Below are 22,368 nucleotides of genomic sequence, written 5' to 3' on the forward strand. Positions count from 1 at the left end.
GGCGGCTCCGACCGCCCACTTGACCTGGATCAACCTGCCGCGCGCCGGGCCGGCTAGCGTGCCGCCCGTTCAACCAAGCGTGGCGAGGCATAGTCCCATGACGATTCGTATCCCGGCCCTTTCGAGCGCGACCGCGCTGGCGGCCATCACCCTGTTCACCGCCCTTCCCCCGGCAGCCGCCGCCGACATCGCCGAGCAGATAGGCGCGCAGAGCCCGTGGCAGGTGCGCCTGCGCGCGCTGGGCGTCGTGACGAACGACCAAGGCAGCATCGACCAGGTGGCGGGCTCCGGCCTCGGCTATGGCGACACGGTGGTGCCCGAACTCGACATCTCCTACTACTTCACGGACAATGTAGCGCTGGAGCTGATCCTCGGCACGACCCGAGCCGGTATCCACGGCACCGATTCGGCTGCGGCGCTCGGCACGGTCGGCAAGACCTGGCTGCTGCCGCCGACGCTGACGCTGCAATATCACTTCACCCAGTTCGGCGCCTTCAAGCCCTATGTCGGGGCGGGCGTGAACTACACGATCTTCTACAACCAGGCGGGCCATGGCGCGCTGACCGACATCGACGTGGAGGACAGTTTCGGCCTCGCCGCGCAGGTGGGCTTCGACTACATGCTCGACGAGCACTGGGGGCTCAACCTCGACGTGAAGAAGCTGTTCCTGGAGCCCGACTGGAGCGCCAATGACGGCACGCTGACCGGCAAGGCGAAGCTCGATCCCTGGCTGATCGGCACCGGGCTGACCTACCGCTTCTGAGCGGACCCAACCGAAACGCAAGAAGGCCCGGCACCGCAGGCGGTGCCGGGCCTTCTTGCGTCGGGCTGTCCGGCGGGGCCGTCCCTCAGCCGTTACGCCGCCTTCACCGCGGCCTTCACCGCGGCGATGGCGTCGGCGCCCTTAGAGGCATCGGGGCCGCCGGCCTGCGCCATGTCGGGCCGGCCGCCGCCGCCCTTGCCGCCGAGCGCCTCCGATGCCAAGCGAACCAGGTCGACGGCGCTGAAGCGATCGGTCAGATCCGGCGTCAGGCCGACCACGACGCTGGCCTTGCCCTCGTCGTCGGTGCTGACGAAGACGACCACGCCCGAGCCGAGCGATGTCCTCGCCTCGTCGGCGAGAGGCTTGAGATCGCGGGCGCCCACGCCGTTGACCACCTTGCCCAGGAAGCCGATGCCGTTGACGGTTTCGGCGCCCTGCCCGGCGCCATCGCCCGAACCGCCCCCGAGGGCCAGCTTCTTTCGGGCGTCCGCCAGTTCCTTCTCGAGTTTGCGACGCTCCTCGACCAGGGCCTCGACACGAGCCGCCGCGTCGGACGGAGATACCTTCAACGCCGAGGCGATCGCCTTCAGCCGGCGATCCTGCTCGTCGAGATGGCGCCGCGCCGCCTCGCCGGTCAGCGCTTCCAGACGGCGCACGCCGGCCGCGACCGCGCCTTCGGAGACCACGCGCACCAGGCCGATTTCGCCGGTCGCGCCGACATGCGTGCCGCCGCAGAGTTCGGTCGAATAGGATTTTCCGGCCTTCTCGCCGTCGATCGCCGTCCCCATCGACACGACCCGGACCTCGTCGCCGTACTTCTCGCCGAAAAGCGCCATGGCACCCTCGGCAATCGCGTCGTCGACGGCCATCAGGCGCGTCGTCACGGGACTGTTCTGGAACACGATCGCATTGGCCAGCGCCTCGACAGCCTCGAGTTCCTCCGGCGCGATCGGCTTCGGGTGCGAGAAATCGAAGCGGAGGCGGTCCGGCGCGACGAGCGAGCCCTTCTGGGCGATGTGGGTGCCGAGCTTTTCGCGCAGCGCCTCGTGCAGGAGATGCGTCGCCGAGTGGTTGGCCCGCAGCCTGGCGCGCCGGGCATGATCGACTTCCATAGAAACGGCCGCGCCAGGGCGCACGGTACCGCTGCGCACGATGCCCGAATGCACGAAGAGACCGTCGACCTTCTTCTGCGTGTCGGTGATCGTGACGGAGAACCCCTCGCCGTGGAAAGTGCCGGTGTCGCCCTGCTGGCCACCGGATTCGCCATAGAACGGCGTCTGGTTTACGACGATCTGCACCGTTTCGCCCGCGGTCGCGCTATCGACCGGCGCCCCTTCGCGAACAATGGCAGCGATCACGCCTTCGGCCTTTTCGGTATCGTATCCGAGAAACTCGGTGGCGCCCGCCTTGTCCTTCACCGAAAACCAGATCGTCTCGGCGGCCGCCTCGCCGGATCCCGCCCAGCTGGCGCGGGCTTCGGCCTTCTGGCGCTCCATGGCGGCGTTGAAACCGTCGGTGTCGACCGAGATGCCGCGCTGGCGCAGCGCGTCCTGCGTCAGGTCGAGCGGGAAACCATAGGTGTCGTAGAGCTTGAAAGCCGTCTCGCCGTCGAGCCGGGCGCCCTCGCCCATGCCATCCGTGGCGTCGGACAGGAGGCCGAGGCCGCGCGTCAGCGTCGTGCGGAAGCGCTTCTCCTCGAGCTTCAGCGTCTCGGTGATCAGCGCCTCGCCGCGCACGAGTTCGGGATAGGCCTGGCCCATCTCGCGCACCAGCGCCGGCACCAGCCGCCACATCAGCGGCTCCGCCGCCCCGAGCAGCTGGGCATGGCGCATGGCGCGGCGCATGATGCGCCTGAGGACGTAGCCGCGCCCCTCGTTGGAGGGCAGCACGCCATCGGCGATGAGGAAGCTCGTGGCGCGCAGGTGATCGGCGATGACGCGGTGGCTCGCCCGGTTCTTGCCCTCGGCCGGCACGCCCGTCGCCTCGACGGAAGCCCGGATCAGCGCCTTGAAGAGGTCGATGTCGTAATTGTCGTGCTCGCCCTGCAGCACCGCCGCGACGCGTTCGAGCCCCATGCCGGTGTCGATCGAGGGCCGTGGCAGCGCCACGCGCTCCTCCTTCGTCATCTGCTCGAACTGCATGAAGACGAGGTTCCAGATCTCGATGAAGCGGTCGCCGTCCTCGTCCGGGCTGCCGGGAGGACCGCCGGGGATACCCTCGCCATGGTCGTAGAAGATCTCCGAGCACGGACCGCAGGGGCCGGTATCGCCCATCGCCCAGAAATTGTCCGAGGTGGCGATGCGGATGATGCGGTCGTCGGACAGGCCCGCGATCTTCTTCCAGTGCCCGGCCGCCTCGTCGTCGGTGTGGTAGACGGTGACCAGCAGGCGCCTGGCGTCGAGGCCGAACTCCTTCGTGATGAGGTTCCAGGCGAGCTCGATCGCGACGTCCTTGAAATAGTCGCCGAAGGAGAAGTTGCCAAGCATCTCGAAGAAGGTGTGATGGCGCGCCGTGTAGCCGACATTGTCGAGGTCATTGTGCTTGCCGCCGGCGCGCACGCATTTCTGCGACGTCGTGGCGCGCGAATAGGGCCGCTGCTCGATGCCGGTGAAGACGTTCTTGAACTGCACCATGCCGGCGTTCGTGAACATCAGCGTCGGGTCGTTGCGTGGCACCAGCGGGCTCGACGCGACGATCTCGTGACCGTTCTTCCGGAAATAGTCGAGAAAAGCCGACCGGATTGCGTTGACGCCACTCATTTCGATGCCTTCTCAAGGAAAACCGGGATGCCCGGCAGCCGAACGGCTTCTTATCGGCTGGCCGCGCGACTGTCCAGAAAGACAAGGAGAGCGCCGCCGCGTCCGTTTCGCATGCCGCCGGCAAACGAAAACGGCCGCCGGTGGGCGACCGGCGGCCTCGAAACCTGCGATGAAGGCTCGTCTCGCGGATCAGGCCTCTTCGGCCATGTCTCCGCCATCGTCGTCTTCCGGCCCCCCGTCGAGCAGCTTCTCGGCGATCAGGCCCGCACTCTGCCGCAGCGCCAATTCGATCTCGTTGGCGAGTTCCGGATTGTCCTTCAGGAACTGCTTGGCGTTCTCGCGCCCCTGGCCGAGACGCTGCGAATTGTAGGAGAACCACGCGCCCGATTTCTCGACGATGCCCGAGGTGACGCCGAGATCGACCAGTTCGCCGGTCTTGGAAATGCCAGACCCGTAGACGATGTCGAACTCGACCTGCTTGAAGGGCGGCGCGAGCTTGTTCTTGACCACCTTGACGCGGGTCTGGTTGCCGGTCACCTCACCGCGCTCCTTGACCGAGCCGATGCGGCGGATGTCGAGGCGCACCGAGGCGTAGAACTTGAGCGCGTTGCCGCCGGTGGTCGTCTCGGGCGAGCCGAACATGACGCCGATCTTCATGCGGATCTGGTTGATGAAGATGACCATCGTGTTGGAGCGCGAGATCGAGGCGGTGAGCTTGCGTAGCGCCTGGCTCATCAGGCGGGCCTGCAGACCCGGCAGCGAATCGCCCATCTCGCCCTCGATCTCGGCGCGCGGCGTCAGCGCCGCCACCGAATCGACGACCAGCACGTCGATCGCGCCGGAACGCACCAGCGTGTCGCAGATCTCCAGCGCCTGCTCGCCCGTGTCGGGCTGCGAGATCAGGAGGTTTTCGAGATCGACGCCGAGCTTGCGGGCATAGATCGGGTCGAGCGCGTGTTCGGCATCGACGAAGGCGCAGATGCCGCCCTTCTTCTGCGCCTCGGCCACCGTGTGCAGCGCAAGCGTCGTCTTGCCCGAGCTTTCCGGGCCATAGATCTCGATGATGCGTCCCTTGGGGAGCCCGCCGACACCGAGCGCGATGTCGAGGCTGAGCGACCCCGTCGACACCGTCTCGATCTCCACGATCTGCTCGTTGCGGCCGAGCCGCATGATCGAGCCCTTCCCGAAGGCGCGCTCGATCTGCGACAGCGCCGCGTCCAGAGCCTTGCTTTTGTCCACCGATTTTTCCTCGACCAGCCGCAATGAGTTCTGAGCCATGATACATTACCCCTCGATCGTCAATGAAGTCCGGCCGCTTTGCCGCCTGACATGATATGTACCTGTTTTGTTCTCATTTTGCAAGTGCCTCCCGATCGCGTGATTTCAGCCACTTGCGTTAAATGTTCGCTTGATGTTCCGGCTGCGTGACGCGGAACCATCCGCCGCTCGTCGCCGGAAGGCGGCAGCAGACCGGGACGAATCGGCGGCACGCTCTTGCGTGCACCGCCCGGGGGGTGGCAAGACGCCGCCGCACAACGGAGTTGCAGGCTCATGACCGAGATCGCCCGGCCCTTCACCGACGTCTTTCCGCCCGTCGCTGCCGCCCTCGCCGAGGGGCGCCCCGTCGTCGCGCTCGAAAGCACCATCGTCACCCACGGCATGCCCTTTCCACAGAACGCGCGGATGGCCGCGCGCGTGGAGGCGATCATCCGCGAGGAAGGCGCCGTGCCGGCGACCATCGCGGTCGTTGACGGCCGACTCAAGGTCGGCCTCTCCGACGCCGAGCTGGAGGCCCTGGCGCAGGCGGGGGGCGCCATGAAGCTGTCGCGCGCCGACCTCGCCTTCGCCATCGCCGAAGGACGCACCGGCGGGACGACGGTCGCCGCCACCATGATCGCGGCCGCCGCCGCCGGCATCGGCGTCTTTGCCACCGGCGGCATTGGCGGCGTGCACAAGGGCGCGGAAACGAGTTTCGACATCTCGGCAGATCTCGACGAACTGGCGCGCACGCCGGTCATCGTCGTCTGCGCGGGCGCCAAGGCGATCCTGGACATCGAGAAGACGCTGGAGGTGCTGGAGACGCGCGGCGTGCCGGTGGTTGGCTACGGCACGGACGTCATGCCGGCCTTCTGGTCGAGCCGATCGCCGTTTGCCGCGCCCCTTCGCCTCGACAGCGCCGCGGCGATCGCCCGTTTCCAGAAGACGCGGGCGGCTCTCGGCGTCACGGGCGGCATGCTCGTCGCCAACCCGGTCCCGGCCGCAGCGGAAATCCCGGAAGCCGAGATGGCGGGCCACATTCAGACCGCACAGCGCGAGGCGGTGGACAGGCGCGTCACCGGCAAGGCGGTCACGCCCTTCCTGCTTGCCCGCATTCTCGAACTGACGGGTGGCCGCAGTCTCGAGACCAACATCGCCCTCGTGGAGAACAACGCCCGCCTGGCTGCCCGCATCGCAGCCGCCCTCGCCTGACACGCGACCGGCAACGAAACGTCCTCAACGAAAAATCCCGCCGGAGGGGGCGGGATTTCGAGTCGGGAAGGAGATGTCCGGATCAGGTGACCGGCGCGAGCCTGATCTCGACGCGGCGGTTGGCGGCACGTCCGTCGGGCGTCGCATTCGAGGCGATCGGCTGGGTTTCGCCGAGGCCGAGGATGGAGAAGCGGCGCTGGTCGACGCCCTGCGCGCCGAGATAGTTGGCGACCGAAAGTGCGCGGCGCTGCGACAGGCCGAGATTGTAGTTGTCGTCGCCGGTGGAATCGGTGTGGCCGTAGACGTCGACGATGGTGCGGTTGAACTTCGTCAGGACCAGCGCCACGGAATTGAGCGTGCCGTAGAAGGAGCCCTTGATCGCGTCCTGATCGGTGTCGAAGGTGATGTTGGACGGCATGTTCAGGATGATCTGGTCGCCCTGGCGCGTGACGCTGACGCCGGTTCCCTGCAGCTGCTGGCGCAGCTGCGCCTCCTGCTGGTCCATGTAGCCGCCGATCGCGCCGCCGGCGAGCGCACCGATGCCGGCGCCGATCAGGGCGTTGCGACGGTCGTTGCCGCCCGCCAGCGTGCCGAGGCCGGCACCCGCCAGCGCGCCGAGTGCTGCACCGCCGGCCGTGTTCGAAATCTTCTGCTGCCCGGTATAGGGGTCGGTCGTGCAGGCGGCGAGCGCGAAGCTGGCGACGCCGACGGCGACGATCATGGTCTTCTTCATAGGGATCCCTCTCCTTGGTGCACGGGTGCGCAACCCGCGCGTAGCGCCTTCATCGCCGTCTATTGTCGGGAATTGCGGCGAAATGCGGAACACGCCGTCACAATGCGGTCGCGTGGCCGGTCTCAATTCTTGCGTCGCTTGCGGCCGTAGAGCTCGAGCCGATGGTGGAGGATGTCGTAGCCGAGTTCGCGGGCGATCTCGTCCTGCAGCTTCTCGATCTTGTCGGAGCGGAACTCGATCACGTCGCCGGTTTCCACGTCGATGAGATGGTCGTGATGCTCTTCGCCGACATGTTCGAAGCGCGACGGGCCGCCGGCGAAGGCATGCCGCTGGATGGCGCCATGCTCCTCCAGCAGTTTCATCGTCCGGTAGACGGTCGACAGCGAGATGCTCGCGTCCACCACCGTGGCGCGGCGAAAGATCTCGTAGGCATCCGGGTGGTCCTCGGTGCCGGAGATGATCTCCAGGATGATCCGTCGCGGACGCGTGATTCGAACCCCCGCACGGCGGAGTTCGGCCTCGTAGTCCACCTTCTGCTTCTGCTCCGTCGTCATGAGCGGACTATGGTCCAGATGACAACGAGTTGCAAATGGCCGGGGTTCGCCGGCTATTTGCAAATGATTTGCATTTGCGTTGACATCGGCACAAATCGCCTTATCTTCGTTATCTGAAGCGCCACGCGGCGGATCTGCCGCCGTCAAGCAACGGATTGCGAGACCCATGCTGAGAACGCTTGCCCTGATCGTCGTCGCCATCGTCGCAACTGCCGGAACGGCGGTCGCGGCGGATGGAAAGCTCAAGGTCGTGACCACCTTCACCGTCATCGCCGACATGGCGCGCAACGTCGCGGGCGACGCGGCAACGGTCGCGTCGATTACCCGGCCCGGTGCGGAGATCCACAACTACCAGCCGACGCCGGGCGACATCCTGAAGGCGCAGGATGCCGATCTCATCCTCTGGAACGGGCTCAACCTGGAACTCTGGTTCGAGCGCTTCTTTGCCAACCTGCGCGACGTGCCCTCGGCCGTGGTGTCCGACGGCGTGGTGCCGATGTCGATAGGCGACGGTCCCTACACCGGCAAGCCGAACCCGCACGCGTGGATGTCGCCTGAGGACGCATTGATCTACGTCGACAACATCGCCAAGGCGCTTTCCGGTGCCGATCCGGCCAATGCCGCGATCTATCAGGAGAATGCGGCGGCCTACCGTGCCCGGATCGAGGCCGCCATCGCGCCGATCCGCGAGCAGCTGGCGGCCATCCCCGAGGAGCGCCGCTGGCTCGCCACCAGCGAGGGCGCGTTCAGCTATCTGGCGCGCGATTTCGGGCTGAAGGAACTCTACCTCTGGCCGATCAATGCCGACAGCCAGGGCACGCCGCAGCAGATCCGCCGCGTCATCGACGTGATGCGCGCCGAGCGCGTGCCGGCGATCTTCAGCGAGAACACGGTGTCCGACAAGCCCGCACGGCAGGTCGCCCGCGAGACCGGCGCGGCTTACGGCGGCGTGCTCTACGTCGATTCGCTTTCCGATGCCGACGGCCCGGTGCCGACCTATCTCGACCTGCTGCGCATCACCTCCCAAACCATCGCGAAAGGCCTGACCGAGTGAACGCACCAGCCAAGGTCCAGGCAGGCGAAGCGCCGCCCGGGATCGTAGCCAGCGACATCGCCGTGACCTACCGGAACGGGCACGCGGCGCTCTCCGATGTCAGTTTCTCCATCCCCCAGGGATCGATTACCGCCCTCGTCGGGGTGAACGGCAGCGGGAAATCCACCCTTTTCAAGGCCATCATGGGATTCGTGCCGCTGGCGCGGGGCTCCGTCTCGATCCTCGGACAGCCGGCCGGCCGCGCGCGCGACCGCAATGCGGTCGCCTACGTTCCCCAGGCCGAGGAAGTCGACTGGAACTTCCCCGTCCTGGTCGAGGACGTGGTGATGATGGGCCGCTACGGCCACATGAACTTCCTGCGCATTCCCGGCCGCGCCGACAGGGAGAAGGTCGCCGCGGCGCTCGACCGCGTCGGCATGACGGACTTCCGCAAGCGCCAGATCGGCGAGCTCTCGGGCGGGCAGAAGAAGCGCGTCTTCCTTGCCCGCGCACTGGCGCAGGAAGGCCGTGTCATCCTTCTCGACGAGCCTTTCACCGGCGTCGACGTCACCACCGAGGAAGCGATCGTCACGCTGCTGCGCGACCTGCGCGCCGAGGGGCGCGTCATGCTGGTCTCGACGCACAATCTGGGCAGCGTGCCGGAGTTCTGCGACCGCGCGATCCTCATCAACCGCACCATCCTGGCGGCCGGCCCGACCGGCGAGGTCTTCACCCGCGCCAATCTCGAAGTCGCCTTCGGCGGCGTGCTGCGCCACTTCGTGCTCGGCGGCGCCGATCTGCACGACGACGCCGACAGGCGCCAGGTCACCGTCATCACGGACGACGAACGCCCGTTCGTCTTCTATGGCGAGGAAGGTGTCGACGGCGCGGCGGCAAGCCGGTCGGCGCAGGTCCCGGCCGAGGGCGAGCCGAGGCCGCCAGCGCCGGCCCGGCGGGATTGATCATGGACCTGCTGCTCGAGCCTTTCTCCTACAGCTACATGGTCAACGCGATCTGGGTCAGCGCGCTCGTCGGCGGGGTCTGCGCCTTCCTGTCGGCCTATCTGATGCTCAAGGGCTGGTCGCTCATCGGCGATGCGCTCTCCCATTCCATCGTGCCCGGTGTCGCGGGCGCCTACATGCTGGGCCTGCCTTTCTCGCTCGGTGCCTTCATCTCGGGCGGACTGGCTGCCGGCGCCATGCTGTTCCTGAACCAGCGCACCAAGCTGCGCGAGGACGCCGTCATCGGCCTGATCTTCACGTCCTTCTTCGGCCTCGGCCTGTTCATGGTGTCGCTTTCGCCGACCTCGGTGAACATCCAGACCATCGTGCTCGGCAACATCCTGGCGATCACGCCCGAGGATACGCTGCAGCTCGTCATCATCTCCGGCGTCTCGCTGGTCGTGCTGCTCGCCAAGTGGAAGGACCTGATGGTGGTCTTCTTCGACGAGACGCACGCGCGGTCCATCGGCCTCAACCCCTTCGTGCTCAAGGCCGTCTTCTTCACGCTTCTGTCGGCCTGCACCGTCGCCGCGCTCCAGACCGTTGGCGCCTTCCTCGTCATAGCGATGGTGGTGACGCCGGGCGCGACGGCCTACCTCCTGACCGACCGGTTTCCGCGGCTGATCGTGGTGTCGGTGGCGGTCGGATCGCTGTCGAGCTTCGCCGGCGCCTATCTCTCCTATTTTCTCGACGGCGCCACCGGCGGCATCATCGTGGTGCTGCAGACGCTGGTGTTTCTCACGGCCTTCGTCTTTGCGCCGAAGCACGGCATGCTGGCTTCCCGCCGAAAGGCGCGTGCGGCCATCGCGGAGGGCACATGATCGACCAGTTGCTGCTGCCCTTCGCCTTTCCCTTCATGCAGCAGGCCTTCGCCATCGCGCTGCTGGTCGCGGCGCCGATGGCACTGCTGTCGACCTTCCTGGTGCTGAAGGGCTGGTCGCTGATGGGCGATGCCATCAGTCACGCCGTGCTTCCGGGCATCGTCATCGCCTACATCATCGGCATCCCGCTTGCGGTCGGTGCCTTCGCGGCCGGGATGATCTGCGCCCTGGGGACCGGTTTCCTGAAGGAAAACAGCCGAGTCAAGGAAGACACGGTGATGGGCGTCGTCTTTTCGGGCATGTTCGGGCTCGGGCTCGTGCTCTATGTCGGCATCCAGACCTCCGTCCATCTCGACCACATCCTGTTCGGCGACATGCTGGGCGTCACATGGCGCGACGTCGCCGAGAGCGGCGTCATCGCCGCCCTCGTGTCGGGCCTCCTCCTGCTGCGCCGGCGAGACCTGCTCGTCCTTGCCTTCGATCCCCAGCACGCCCGCGCGATCGGGCTGCCGGTCCGGCTGCTGCACTATGGCCTGCTGGCAATCCTGTCGCTGACGATCGTGGGCGCGCTCAAGGCCGTCGGCATCATCCTCGCCATCGCCATGCTGATCACGCCAGGCGCGACCGCCTTCCTCATCGCCCGGCGGTTCGAGACGATGATGGCGATCTCGCTCGCCGTCTCGCTCGCGGCCTCCTTCCTCGGCGTCTACCTGTCCTTCTTCATCGACAGCGCGCCGGCGCCGACCATCGTCCTTCTCATGACTGCCGCCTTCGTGCTGGCCTTCATCCGCGCGCGGTTCGCCGCCGCCCGGACGGCTGCGAGCGCCGCGGCGTCCTGAGGCATGGCGGTGCCCGCCTCGAATTCCTATATCGGCCGGATGCGAAACACTCAGTCCCGCCTGGCCGCCATGATCGTCCTCGCCGCGTCGGCGCCCTTCGGCCTTGCCGGTGCCGGGTTCGCCCAGACCGTTAAGGCTCCCGCGATCACAGACGCCGCGCCGCGGGTGACCGCACCTCTCGTCGACAACCAAATCCAGGAGAGCATCGCCCGGCGCGAGGCCTATCAGCAGCTGCAGCAGCTCCAGCGGCAGCAGGACCGCAACGCCACGCGCTATCGCCCGGAAGAGCTCGACGTACCCGTGATGAAGCCGTCATGCTCCTCGTCGACCCGCGGAAGCAGCAACGCGTCGAACTGTCGGTAGGGCCCCGCGGCATCACTCCAGCGGAAGCATCAGCCTGAGGATCGGCGGGCCGTCGAAATCGCCGTCGCGGGGATATTCCTCGCGGTGGTGCGGCCCCGCCGCCGCCCGCGTCAGCCCCTGCGAAGCGAGCCAGCCGATCATGCGGCCGTAATGCCCGACCACGTCGCCGTCGGCCTCGCCGTGCCAGGAGGCGACATGGCGGCGGGCCGGCAGGTCGATCCGGACGAGACCGTCCGTGTCCCCGACCTCCCCTGCCGCCGCGCCCACGAAGTAGCGGAAACCGGCCGCCCTGTCGTTGAAGGACAAGCCGACGAGCGGCCCGCTCCACAGATCGCCCCGGCCGAGCCGGGCCTGCAGCGTTTTGAGCGTCGCGCGCACCGAGCCCGCCGCGGCCTGCCCGTAGCTGCCCTCCCAGTCGAGACCGAGCAGCGTCTCCGCCGGCCGCTCGATCACGGCGAAATCCGCAAGAGTCCGGACGTTCTCGTCACAAAGCTGGCACATCAATTATCTTCCGCCGAGACCGACACTCCTCTGCCTACTGCATCGGCAGCGTGAATGACCAGCCTCCCGCACGGGGATACCGTCACAGACCGTCAGGAGCGGCGGCGCTTTCGGGTTGACGCGGCCGGTCCGCCACGACTTATCGTTCCGGTTCGAGCCCCACATCGCGACTGACCGGACGGCGCACCCATGACGGACGCGATCTCGCTCGCGGCTGCCCGCCGCATCGCACTCGCCGCGCAGGGTTTCGGCGAGAAACGGTCGGATATCCCCCGCACCTGGAGGCACGTCGGCGCGGTGCTCGCCCGCACCGGGCTGTTCCAGATCGATTCGGTGAGCGCGGTGGTCCGCGCACACTACATGCCGGCCTTTTCGCGCCTCGGCGCCTATCCGATGCCGCTGATCGACGATGCCGCCACGCGCAGGCCGCGCCGAATCTTCGAGTACTGGGCGCACGAAGCCTCCTTCCTCCCGATCGAAACCTGGCCCCTGGTGCAATGGCGCATGCAGAACGCGCGCGACAACCGCGGCATCTACGGAAGGCTCGCCGCGTTCGGTCGCGAGCGGGCGGCCTATATCGAGGAGATCTACAGGCGGGTCGAGGCGGAGGGGCCGATCGCCGCCTCGGCAATCGAGGGCCAGAAGGGCGAAGGCGGATGGTGGGGCTGGAGTGACGCCAAGCATGCCTTCGAATGGCTGTTCTGGGCAGGACGGATCACCACCGCCAGCCGGCGCGGCTTCGAGCGGCTCTACGACCTGCCCGAGCGGGTGATACCGAAGGCGATCCATGACCGGCCCATTCCCGCGCCGGCCGACGCGATCCGGGAACTCCTGCGGATCGCCGCCCGCGCGCTGGGGATAGCGACGGCTGCCGACCTTCGCGACTACTTCCGCCTGTCGCCGCGCGAGGCCGACGCCCGCATCGCCGAACTGGTGGAGAGCGGCGAACTCCTGCCGATGAAGGTGGAGGGATGGAGCCAGAAGGCGTTTCTGGCGGCCGGCGCCAGAACGCCGCGCAAGGTGACCGGCAGCGCGCTGCTCGCGCCCTTCGACCCGCTCGTCTGGGAACGGGGCCGTACCGAGCGGCTGTTCGGCTTCCGCTACCGCATCGAGATCTACACGCCTGCGCACAAGCGCACGCACGGCTACTACGTCATGCCATGGCTGCTGGACGAGGCGATCGTGGCGCGGCTCGACCTCAAGGCGGACCGCGCTGAAGGGATCCTGCGGGTCAACGCCGCCTTCGCCGAAGGAGGCGCGCGGCCAGACGCCGCGCAGGCGCTGGCGGGCGACCTGCGGATCATGGCCGGCTGGCTGGGCCTGAACGACATCATCGTCACCGACAAGGGCGACTTCGCCCCGGCGCTGGCCGAGGCGCTGAAGACGGGCTGACTCGCGTCAGCCGATCTTGCGGACGCGGGCCTTGCGGGCCGCGTAGCGAGCGTCGCGGCGCGCCTTGCGGGCGGCATCCTCGGCGATCTCGGCGGCAATCCGCGCTTCTTCTTCCTGCGCCCGCAGTTCCGCCGCCCGACGCTCTTCTTCCTCGCGCAGCAGCCGCTCGGCTTCGCGCTGGGCGTCGCGCTCGGCCTTCAGCCGGGCTTCCTCGGCAAGCTTCGCCTGGCGGCGGGCTTCCTTTTCCTTCTCGCGTTCGGCACGGGCCTCGGCGATGGCGCGGCGCTCGGCAATGCGAGCCTGATACTCGGGATCGCTCTCGTCCGGACGCTGCTTGAATTTTTCCAGGAGGGCGGCCTTCGCGGCCATGGCGTCCTGACGCCTGTCGGCAAAGTTATCGCGGTACTTCAATTCTGACCTTCAACCTTTTTCAATGCGTATGCATCGGTCGCACGGACCGGGACTTGAGCCGGTCGGCGCAGGGCCGACGTCGGCAGGCGCCGTTATGGGAGCGGCCCTGTCGAGCCGCATTGGAAACAGTCGCATTCCGTTTTGCAGGGATTTCCCTTGCAGAAAAGCGATCCGCGCCGACAATACGGATGAATCGCACGAGCGACGCTCGCGATCTAATGGTTGCGCGCCCCAAGGTCAAGTCTTCGCCTTCGAAGAAGCGCGGATCGATGCCGCAAGTTCACCGACGCCCGTTCGCCGGCGCCCGCGGGTGGCGAAGATCATCACCCGGATCGACCGGATCAGCGGTGAACGCTCCCCCGCCGTGGTCGCGTCCTCGGCGGCAGCTGCGAGCGCAGGATCTCGCTGACCTCGACCCTGGCCATGTCGATCAGGTAGGCCAGCATGTCGAGCTTCTCGGCCTCCGCCATGCCGCGCAGCTGGCCGAGCATGGCGTGGATGTAGTCCAGCATGGCTTCGCGATCCGCGTGGCCGGACTGTGCTGGCTGGGTCTGCTTGCTGTGGGACTGGTTCATGGCGTCTGCGGCGTCTCCCCGAACCGGCGCTGCTGGCCGGCTCCTTCCCTCTGCCCTGCGCATGCTCTCGAAGTGGTCCGGCGACGCGGCCGCCAGTCGTCCCGCCGATGCAGCTACAACCCTGCGCCTCAGGCGTTGACATATTTATAGTTGCATCATCTGTCAGCAACAACCAATCTCAGGTTGTGCACGACGACGGCCTATTCCCGGCCAAGGGCTTGACCATGGCGATTTCGCCCGCCATGTGACGGAAGAATTCCAACATTGGCGGCGGGTACGGATCGGATCCGGCTTTCCGGCGCACAGGGAAGCACCAGACCACATGGACGTTGTCGTCGTCGAATCGCCCGCAAAGGCGAAGACCATCAACAAGTATCTCGGCAAGAACTACAAGGTTCTCGCATCCTTCGGCCATGTCCGCGACCTGCCGGCCAAGGACGGCTCGGTGCGGCCCGACGAGGACTTCGCGATGTCCTGGGAAGTGGACGGGCCTTCGTCGAAACGCCTCGGCGATATCGTCAAGGCGATGAAGGACGCCGACGGCCTCATCCTCGCCACCGATCCGGACAGGGAGGGCGAGGCGATTTCCTGGCACGTGCTGGAAGTGCTTCGCCAGAAGAAGGCGATCAAGGACAAGTCCGTCAGCCGCGTCGTCTTCAACGCCATCACCAAGCAGTCCGTGCTCGACGCCATGGCCAATCCGCGCGCCATCGACGTGCCGCTGGTGGATGCCTACCTGGCGCGGCGCGCGCTGGACTATCTCGTCGGCTTCACCCTGTCGCCCGTCCTGTGGCGCAAGCTGCCGGGCGCCCGGTCGGCCGGCCGCGTCCAGTCCGTGGCGCTCAGGCTGGTCTGCGACCGCGAAGCCGAGATCGAACGCTTCATCCGCGAGGAATACTGGCTGATCGGCGCAGTTCTCGGCACCCCGCGTTCGGAAAGCTTCGAAGCGCGACTGACCGCCTTCGACGGCAAGAAGCTGCAGAAGCTCGACATCCAGAACGAGGAGCAGGCCACCGCCATCAAGGCCATGCTCGACGTAGCGAGCTTCAAGGCCCTTACCGTCGAAGCCAAGCCCACCAAGCGCAACCCTGCGCCCCCCTTCACGACGTCGACGCTGCAGCAGGCCGCATCCTCGCGTCTCGGCTTCTCCGCATCCCGCACCATGCAGGTCGCGCAGCGGCTCTACGAAGGCATCGACATCGGCGGCGAGACGACCGGTCTGATCACCTACATGCGGACCGACGGCGTGCAGATGGCGCCTGAAGCCCTGGCGGCGGCCCGCGTCACCATCGCCAAGGAATTCGGTGATCGCTACCTGCCCGACAAGCCGCGCCAGTACACGGCCAAGGCCAAGAACGCCCAGGAAGCACATGAGGCGGTCCGGCCGACCGACTTTTCGCGCACCCCCGCTTCCGTGAAAAGTCATCTCGATTCCGACCAGGCCCGCCTCTACGAGCTGATCTGGAAGCGCGCCATCGCCAGCCAGATGCAGCCGGCCGAGATCGAGCGTACAACCGTCGAGATCGAGGCGACCAATGCCGGACGGACGGCCAACCTGCGCGCCGTCGGCTCGGTGGTCCGCTTCGACGGCTTCATCGCCGCCTATACGGAACAGAAGGAAGAGGACGCCGACGACGAGGACGAGCGCCGCCTGCCCGAGGTCCGGGCCGGCGAGATGCTGAAGCGCGAGAAGATCGACGCCGTCAGGCACTCGACCGAGCCGCCCCCGCGCTATTCGGAAGCCTCCCTGATCAAGAAGATGGAAGAGCTCGGCATCGGCCGGCCATCGACCTATGCGGCGACGCTGAAGACGCTGGAGGACCGCGAATACGTCAAGGTCGACAAGCGCAAGCTCATACCGGAGGCCAAGGGACGGCTGGTGACGGCCTTTCTCGAGAGCTTCTTCCGGCGCTACGTCGAATACGACTTCACTGCCGCGCTCGAGGAAAAGCTCGACGAGATTTCCGACGGGCGCCTCGCCTGGAAGGACGTGCTGCGCGATTTCTGGCGCCAGTTCTCGGGCTCCGTCGAGGAGATCAAGGAACTGCGCGTCACCGACGTCCTGGAGGCGCTGAACGAGGAACTGGCGCCGCTGGTGTTCCCGGCCCGCGAGGACGGCAGCGAGCCGCGCTCCTGCCCGAAATGCGGCGAGGGCCAGCTGTCGCTCAAGCTCGGCCGATACGGCGCCTTCGTCGGCTGTTCCAACTATCCCGAATGCGGCTTCACCCGCCAGCTCGGCGAAGCGAACGGCAATGGCGAGCAGTCCGCCGACGGCGGCGACAAGGCGCTCGGAACCGACCCGCATACCGGCGAGGAGATCGCCCTGAAGAGCGGCCGCTTCGGTCCCTACGTCCAGCGCGGCGAAGGCAAGGAGGCCAAGCGTGCCAGCCTGCCGAAGGGCTGGACGCCGGACACGATCGATCACGAGAAGGCGCTGGCGCTGCTCTCGCTGCCGCGCAATGTCGGCCAGCACCCCGAAAGCGGCAAGATGATCTCCGCCGGCCTGGGGCGCTACGGCCCGTTCCTCCTGCATGACGGCGTCTATGCCAATCTCGAGTCCATCGAGGACGTGTTCTCCGTGGGCATCAACCGTGCCGTCTCGGTGCTGGCCGAGAAGATCGCGTCCAGGGCGAGCGGCGGACGCCGCGGCGGCACGCCGGCGGCGCTGAAGGACCTCGGCGACCATCCCGACGGCGGCGGCAAGATCACCGTGCGCGACGGCAAGTACGGCCCCTACGTCAATTACGGCAAGGTCAACGCGACGCTTCCGAAAGGCACCGAGCCACTGGCCGTCACTGTCGAGGAGGCGCTGGCGCTGATCGCGGAGAAGGCCGGCAAGTCCGGCGGCGGCAAGACTGCGACGGCCAGAAAGGCCGCGCCGAAGAAGGCAGCCGCCAAGAAGGCCCCGGCCAAGGCCAAGGCCGCGCCGAAGAAACCAGCGGCAGCGAGCGCCGGAAAGAAGGGCTGAAGCCATTGGCAAAACGGATTCCCGGCATCAAGACCTCCCGCGCAAAGGGCGGGAAGGCGTCCGCCGAGGAGCATGAAGCGAACGCCTTCCGACCGACGCGCGACCAGGTCCTGACCTTCGTCGCGGAGAATCCGGACCGCGCCTCCAAGCGCGACATCGCCAAGGCCTTCAACCTGCGCGGCGACGACCGCATCTGGCTGAAGGACCTGCTGCGCGAATTGCAGGACGAGGGCCTGCTGGAAAAGCGGGCGAAGCGGCTGCACAAGCCCGGCGCGCTCCCGCATGTCACCGTGCTCGACATCTACGGGCGCGACCCGGACGGCGGCCTGCTCGCGCGGCCGGCCGAAGCCCGAGTCGAGGTCGATTCGGACGTCGTGGTCGCGATCCGCGCGTCAAAGCTCGGCAAGGGTCCGACGGCCGGCATCGGCGACCGCGTGCTCGCCCGCGTCTTCCCCGGCGAGGACGCCGACGGCCCGGACTACACCGCCAGGGTGATGAAGCTCATCGACAAGCGCCGCGATACCGTGCTCGGCGTGATCCGCAGGCTTGCGGACGGAACGCTGCGCACCGAGGCGGTCGACCGGCGCCAGCCCGAGATGCTGGTCGATGCCGAGTTCCTGGGCGACGGCAAGGTAGGCGATCTCGTCGAACTGGAGCCGCTCCGCCCCACCCGCTACGGCCTGCCGCGCGGCAAGGTCGTCGCCGTCATCGGCTCGCTGACGAGCGAGAAGGCGGTCTCGATGATCGCCATCCACGCGCACGAAATCCCGCACGTCTTCCCGCGCGACGTGCTCGGCGAGGCCGAAGCCGCACAGCCAGCAGCGATGGACGGCCGCGAGGACTGGCGCAAGGTCCCGCTCGTCACGATCGATCCCGCCGACGCCAAGGACCATGACGACGCCGTCTTCGCCGAGCCCGACTCCGACGAGGCCAATCCGGGCGGGGTCATCGTCACGGTCGCCATCGCCGACGTCGCCGCCTACGTCCGGCCGGGCTCCGCGCTCGACCGCGAGGCGGTGAAGCGCGGCAATTCGGTCTATTTCCCCGACCGCGTCGTGCCGATGTTGCCGGAGCGCATCTCCAACGATCTCTGCTCGCTCAGGGAGGGTGAAGACCGCCCTGCCCTCGCCGTGCGCATGACCTTCGCGTCCGACGGTCGCAAGCTGCGCCATTCCTTCCATCGCATCATGATGCGCTCGGTCGCCAAGCTCGCCTACCCGCAGGCGCAGGCGGCGGTCGACGGCGCGCCCGACGACAAGACCGCGCCGCTTCTCGACGGCGTGCTGAAGCCCCTCTGGGACGCCTACGCGGTGCTCTCGCGCGGTCGCGACCAGCGCGCCCCGCTGGAACTCGACCTGCCAGAGCGCAAGATCCTGCTCAAGCCGGACGGCACCGTCGACCGCGTGACGGTGCCGGAGCGGCTCGCCGCCCATCGCCTGATCGAGGAGTTCATGATCCAGGCCAACGTCGCGGCGGCCGAGACGCTGGAAGCGAAGAAGCAGGCGCTGGTCTACCGGATCCATGACGCCCCCTCGCTCGCCAAGCAGGAATCGCTGCGTGAATTCCTGCAGACCGTCGGGCTGTCGCTCGCCCGCGGCGCGCAGCTGCGTCCCTCGCAGTTCAACGCCATCCTGCAGCGCGCCCGCGGCGAGGAGAACGAGACGCTGATCAACGAGGTCGTGCTGCGCTCGCAGAGCCAGGCGGAGTATTCTCCCGGCAACATCGGCCATTTCGGCCTGAACCTGCGCCGTTATGCCCACTTCACCTCGCCGATCCGCCGCTATGCCGACCTGATCGTGCACCGCGCCCTGATCGCCGCTCTCGGCCTCGGCAGGGACGGCCTCACCCCCGGCGAGGAGGCGCGGCTGGAAGACACCGCCGCGCTGATCTCCGCCGCCGAGCGCCGTGCCATGGCCGCGGAGCGCGACACGGTCGACCGCCTGATCGCCGAACACCTCGCCGCCCGCAAGGGCGAGACCTTCGAGGCCCGCATCGGCGGCGTCACCAAGGCCGGGCTGTTTGTCAGATTGCCGCAGTTCGGTGCCGATGGCTTCGTACCGGTGTCAACGCTCGGCAATGACTACTATATCTACGACGAAGCGGCACACTCGCTGGTCGGCGAGCGGCAAGGCAAGGGCTTTCGTCTCGGCGATCCGGTGGAGGTGAAGCTGGTCGAGATCGCGCCTCTTGCCGGAGCCATACGCTTCGAGATGCTGAGCGAACCTCGACCGCTGCCGACGGCGACGCGGTCCTTCCACAAGGCGAAGGGCCAGACGCGGCGGCTGCAGTCCAAGGCACCGCGACGGGGACATTCCGGTCGCGCAAGGAGCAAGTAGATGCAGCGACACGAATTCGGCGGCGAAGGCCACTCCGGCCGGCCGCAGCGCAACCTCTGGCAGTCGATGAAGCGGGGCTTCATGGGACGCTGCCCGCATTGCGGCGAGGGCCGGCTCTTTTCCGGCTTCGCCCGCACGGCCGAAAGCTGCCAGGTCTGCGACGAACCCTTCCATCACCACCGCGCCGACGACCTGCCGGCCTATCTGGTGATCTTCATCGTCGGGCATGTGGTCGTCGCCGCCTTCATGGGCGCGGAGGCGACCTCGGATCTGTCGATGTGGACCCATCTGGCGATCTGGGTACCGATCACCATCGTCTCGTCGATCGCCCTTCTCCAACCGGTCAAGGGAGCCGTTGTGGGGTTGCAATGGGCGTTGTACATGCACGGCTTCGGCGGTGACGCCGAGGAACTCGAGACGCATCCGGAAGCCTGACGGCGGCCGCACAGACGAGGGAGGAGGCTCTCCATGGAGGGCATGACGCGAGCCGAGGTCGACAAGGCCGAGAACAAGGATTTTGCGCTTGGCGGCCGGCCGATGCGTCCGCGCGACGCCGCCACGCTCATCCTTCTCGATCGATCGGGCAGCGAGGTGAAGGTTCTGATCGGCCGGCGCCATCGCAGCCATGCCTTCATGCCGGGCCGCTTCGTCTTTCCGGGCGGCCGGACCGATCCGCACGACAGCCGCGTGCCGACCGCGACCGCGCTGCTTGCCGAAGAGGAGATGCGCATCGCCGGCACGGGCACCCGCGCTTCGGCCGCCCGGGCGCGCGCCATCGCGCTTTCGGCGATCCGCGAGACCTATGAGGAAGCCGGACTGCTGATCGGCCGCGCCGCCCCCTACAAGACGACGCGACCCGGCTGGCAGGGCTTCGTCGAACATGGCGTCACGCCCGCGCTCGACCGCCTGCGCTTCGTCGCGCGCGCCATCACGCCGCCCGGACGGGTGCGCCGCTACGACACGCGCTTCCTCGCTGCCTGGCGCGACGACGTGGCGGTGGAACTGCCCGACGGCGGCCCCACCAACGAGCTGGAAGAGCTCTGCTGGCTGTCGATCGAGGATGCCAAGAAGGCGGAGATCCCGGCGATCACCCGCACCGTGCTCGAGGAACTGAAGAGCCGCCTCGAAGTCGATCCGGACCTGAAGCCCGGTCATCCCGTTCCCTTCTACAGGATGACGCGCAACCGCTTCCTGCGCGATCTCGTCTGAGGGTGGGTCACAACACATGACGGGCGTTCTTCCGGTCGATCGTGGCGCTGCGCCCGAGGGCGTCAGGTGGCTGTCGCTTGCCGCCGCCATCGCGTCGATTTCCGCGGTCGGCGTCGCGATCGGTCTCGGCGTTCCGCTGCTGTCGATCATCCTCGAGCAGCGCGGCCATTCCGCCACCGCCATCGGTTTCAACACGGCTGTCGCGGGCCTCGCTTCCATCGCCGTGGCGCCACTGGCCATTCCCATCGCCGCGCGTCTGGGCGTCGCCCTGACCATGCTGATCGCCATAGCGCTGGGCGCCAGCTGCTTCGCCGGGTTCTACTTCACCCAGGACTACTGGATGTGGATCATCCTGCGCGCCCTGATGCACATCGGCATCACGCTGCTCTTCATCCTCTCGGAATTCTGGATCAGCGCGTCGGCGCCGCCGCACCGGCGCGGGCTGGTGCTCGGCATCTACGCTACCGTTCTCTCGCTCGGATTCGCCTTCGGCCCCTGGCTCTTCGCGCGGATCGGCAGCGATGGCTTCGCTCCCTTCGGCGCCGGCGTCGCCATCACCCTTCTCGCCGCCCTGCCCGTGATCGCCGCCTGGCGCGAGAGCCCGGATATCTCCAGCCACTCGGGCGGGACGGGCGGCCGGCGCTTCTCGCACTACATCCTGCTCGTGCCGACGGCGACTGCCGCCGTCCTGGTGTTCGGCGCGGTGGAGACCGGCGGCTTCGCGCTGTTTCCGGTCTACGGCGCGCGGCTCGGCTACACCGAGGCTGATTCGGCGCTGCTGCTGACGGCCATCGGGCTGGGCAACGTCCTCCTGCAGGTCCCGCTTGGCATGATCAGCGACAGGATCCGCGACCGGCGGACCATCCTCGCTGGATGCGCCTTCGTCGGGCTTGCGGGCATGCTGGCCCTGCCCTGGCTCGCCTCGAACTGGCATGCGACGGCCGGCGTCCTGTTCGTCTGGGGCGGCGTGGTCGCGGGCCTCTATACGATCGGTCTCGCCCATCTCGGATCGCGACTCAGCGGTCGCGACCTCGCCTCGGCCAATGCAGCCTTCGTCTTCTGCTACGGCCTCGGCATGATCCTGGGTCCCCAGGTCATCGGCGCAGGCATGGATCTGGTGGGCATGCACGGTTTCGCCTGGTCGCTGGCCTTCTTCTTCGCCGCCTACCTCGTCCTGGCCTTCGGCCGCATGCTGCGGCGTGCTCCCTGAACCGCACCCGTCGACCGTTTCGCCGGTCGACGCCCTTGACATTCGAGCGGGCTCGTTTATGTCACGGCGAACTTTCCGCGGACGGTCGGACCGTCGCGCGCCTTCCTGGCGCGAGATCGGAAGCTCCAACATTCAGGATGGACATCTGCCATGGCCAAAGCCGCGAACATCAAGATCAAGCTGCTCTCCACCGCCGACACCGGCTTCTTCTACGTGACGAGCAAGAACAGCCGCACGAAGACCGACAAGCTGTCGTTCCGCAAGTACGACCCGGTCGCCAAGAAGCACGTCGAGTTCAAGGAAACGAAGATCAAGTAACCGGGCCGTCCGGTCGATCGATCCGAACGCCGCCTCCGGGCGGCGTTTTGCGTTTCGGGGATCCGGTGCGTCGCCGCGCCTGACGCGCACGAGCGGGCAGGTCTCACCGCGAG

Annotated in this window: 21 protein-coding genes; 14 read left to right on the forward strand and 7 right to left on the reverse strand. The window is 67.4% G+C overall.

What is annotated here, in order from left to right; all coding sequences use genetic code 11:
• The first annotated feature begins 97 nt into the window (after positions 1–97).
• A complete protein-coding gene (locus N1F91_RS15315) occupies positions 98–763 on the forward strand; it encodes an OmpW family protein (protein ID WP_289993288.1) in 666 nt (221 codons plus the stop codon).
• Positions 764–855: 92 nt separating this feature from the next.
• Here the strand turns inward: N1F91_RS15315 and alaS are convergent, their stop codons facing one another.
• Positions 856–3,522: an alanine--tRNA ligase gene (gene alaS / locus N1F91_RS15320; protein WP_289993290.1), complete on the reverse strand. Its 2,667-nt coding sequence runs from the start codon at positions 3,520–3,522 to the stop codon at positions 856–858.
• 189 nt (positions 3,523–3,711) lie between these two features.
• Positions 3,712–4,800 (reverse strand): recombinase RecA, encoded by a 1,089-nt coding sequence (gene recA / locus N1F91_RS15325; RefSeq protein WP_289993291.1) that lies wholly within the window; start codon positions 4,798–4,800, stop codon positions 3,712–3,714.
• A gap of 273 nt (positions 4,801–5,073) precedes the next feature.
• Between recA and N1F91_RS15330 the strand changes: the two genes are divergently transcribed.
• A complete protein-coding gene (locus tag N1F91_RS15330) occupies positions 5,074–5,991 on the forward strand; it encodes a pseudouridine-5'-phosphate glycosidase (protein ID WP_289993292.1) in 918 nt (305 codons plus the stop codon).
• Between the two features lie 82 nt (positions 5,992–6,073).
• Here the strand turns inward: N1F91_RS15330 and N1F91_RS15335 are convergent, their stop codons facing one another.
• A complete protein-coding gene (locus tag N1F91_RS15335; RefSeq protein WP_289993294.1) occupies positions 6,074–6,724 on the reverse strand; it encodes an OmpA family protein in 651 nt (216 codons plus the stop codon).
• A 122-nt stretch (positions 6,725–6,846) separates the two neighbouring features.
• On the reverse strand, positions 6,847–7,278 hold the full coding sequence (locus tag N1F91_RS15340) for a Fur family transcriptional regulator (RefSeq protein WP_289993295.1): 432 nt from the start codon (positions 7,276–7,278) through the stop codon (positions 6,847–6,849).
• Between the two features lie 166 nt (positions 7,279–7,444).
• On the opposite strand from N1F91_RS15340, the gene N1F91_RS15345 reads away from it, so the two are divergent.
• From N1F91_RS15345 to N1F91_RS15365, 5 genes are read left to right on the forward strand one after another with little or no spacing between them, the layout of a single operon-like run.
• Positions 7,445–8,332, forward strand: coding sequence for a metal ABC transporter substrate-binding protein (locus N1F91_RS15345; RefSeq protein ID WP_289993296.1), 888 nt, complete (start codon positions 7,445–7,447; stop codon positions 8,330–8,332).
• A gap of 41 nt (positions 8,333–8,373) precedes the next feature.
• Positions 8,374–9,273, forward strand: a complete 900-nt coding sequence (locus N1F91_RS15350; RefSeq protein ID WP_289993664.1) for a manganese/iron ABC transporter ATP-binding protein — start codon at positions 8,374–8,376, stop codon at positions 9,271–9,273.
• Positions 9,273–10,133 carry a metal ABC transporter permease gene (locus N1F91_RS15355; protein WP_289993665.1) on the forward strand — a complete coding sequence of 287 codons (861 nt, stop codon included), beginning with the start codon at positions 9,273–9,275 and terminating at the stop codon, positions 10,131–10,133. Before N1F91_RS15350 ends, N1F91_RS15355 begins: the two co-directional genes overlap by 1 nt.
• Positions 10,130–10,972 (forward strand): metal ABC transporter permease, encoded by an 843-nt coding sequence (locus tag N1F91_RS15360; protein WP_289993297.1) that lies wholly within the window; start codon positions 10,130–10,132, stop codon positions 10,970–10,972. Before N1F91_RS15355 ends, N1F91_RS15360 begins: the two co-directional genes overlap by 4 nt.
• 3 nt (positions 10,973–10,975) lie before the next feature.
• Positions 10,976–11,335: a hypothetical protein gene (locus N1F91_RS15365; protein ID WP_289993298.1), complete on the forward strand. Its 360-nt coding sequence runs from the start codon at positions 10,976–10,978 to the stop codon at positions 11,333–11,335.
• A gap of 12 nt (positions 11,336–11,347) precedes the next feature.
• Here the strand turns inward: N1F91_RS15365 and N1F91_RS15370 are convergent, their stop codons facing one another.
• Positions 11,348–11,836: a GyrI-like domain-containing protein gene (locus N1F91_RS15370; RefSeq protein WP_289993300.1), complete on the reverse strand. Its 489-nt coding sequence runs from the start codon at positions 11,834–11,836 to the stop codon at positions 11,348–11,350.
• Between the two features lie 189 nt (positions 11,837–12,025).
• On the opposite strand from N1F91_RS15370, the gene N1F91_RS15375 reads away from it, so the two are divergent.
• Positions 12,026–13,228, forward strand: a complete 1,203-nt coding sequence (locus N1F91_RS15375; protein ID WP_289993301.1) for a winged helix-turn-helix domain-containing protein — start codon at positions 12,026–12,028, stop codon at positions 13,226–13,228.
• Positions 13,229–13,234: 6 nt separating this feature from the next.
• Here the strand turns inward: N1F91_RS15375 and N1F91_RS15380 are convergent, their stop codons facing one another.
• Positions 13,235–13,639: a DUF6481 family protein gene (locus tag N1F91_RS15380; protein ID WP_289993302.1), complete on the reverse strand. Its 405-nt coding sequence runs from the start codon at positions 13,637–13,639 to the stop codon at positions 13,235–13,237.
• Positions 13,640–13,980: 341 nt separating this feature from the next.
• The gene (locus N1F91_RS15385) at positions 13,981–14,214 is read right to left on the reverse strand and encodes a hypothetical protein (protein ID WP_289993667.1); all 234 of its coding nucleotides are present in this window, start codon (positions 14,212–14,214) and stop codon (positions 13,981–13,983) included.
• 322 nt (positions 14,215–14,536) lie between these two features.
• Between N1F91_RS15385 and topA the strand changes: the two genes are divergently transcribed.
• From topA to rpmG, 6 genes are all read left to right on the forward strand, one after another.
• The gene (gene topA / locus N1F91_RS15390; RefSeq protein ID WP_289993303.1) at positions 14,537–17,182 is read left to right on the forward strand and encodes a type I DNA topoisomerase; all 2,646 of its coding nucleotides are present in this window, start codon (positions 14,537–14,539) and stop codon (positions 17,180–17,182) included.
• A 26-nt stretch (positions 17,183–17,208) separates the two neighbouring features.
• Positions 17,209–19,518: a ribonuclease R gene (rnr, locus tag N1F91_RS15395; RefSeq protein ID WP_289993666.1), complete on the forward strand. Its 2,310-nt coding sequence runs from the start codon at positions 17,209–17,211 to the stop codon at positions 19,516–19,518.
• Entirely contained in the window at positions 19,519–19,953 is a 435-nt protein-coding gene (locus tag N1F91_RS15400) for a DUF983 domain-containing protein (protein ID WP_289993304.1), read from the forward strand. It begins immediately after the preceding gene.
• Between the two features lie 33 nt (positions 19,954–19,986).
• Entirely contained in the window at positions 19,987–20,727 is a 741-nt protein-coding gene (locus N1F91_RS15405) for an NUDIX domain-containing protein (RefSeq protein WP_289993305.1), read from the forward strand.
• Positions 20,728–20,743: 16 nt separating this feature from the next.
• Positions 20,744–21,937: an MFS transporter gene (locus N1F91_RS15410; RefSeq protein ID WP_289993306.1), complete on the forward strand. Its 1,194-nt coding sequence runs from the start codon at positions 20,744–20,746 to the stop codon at positions 21,935–21,937.
• A 150-nt stretch (positions 21,938–22,087) separates the two neighbouring features.
• Complete coding sequence (gene rpmG / locus N1F91_RS15415; RefSeq protein ID WP_006201775.1) at positions 22,088–22,255, forward strand: 50S ribosomal protein L33; 168 nt, start codon at positions 22,088–22,090, stop codon at positions 22,253–22,255.
• Positions 22,256–22,368: the final 113 nt, after the last annotated feature.

The sequence above is a fragment of the Aquibium sp. ELW1220 genome, from assembly GCF_030398385.1.
In the GTDB taxonomy this organism is placed as follows: domain Bacteria; phylum Pseudomonadota; class Alphaproteobacteria; order Rhizobiales; family Rhizobiaceae; genus Aquibium.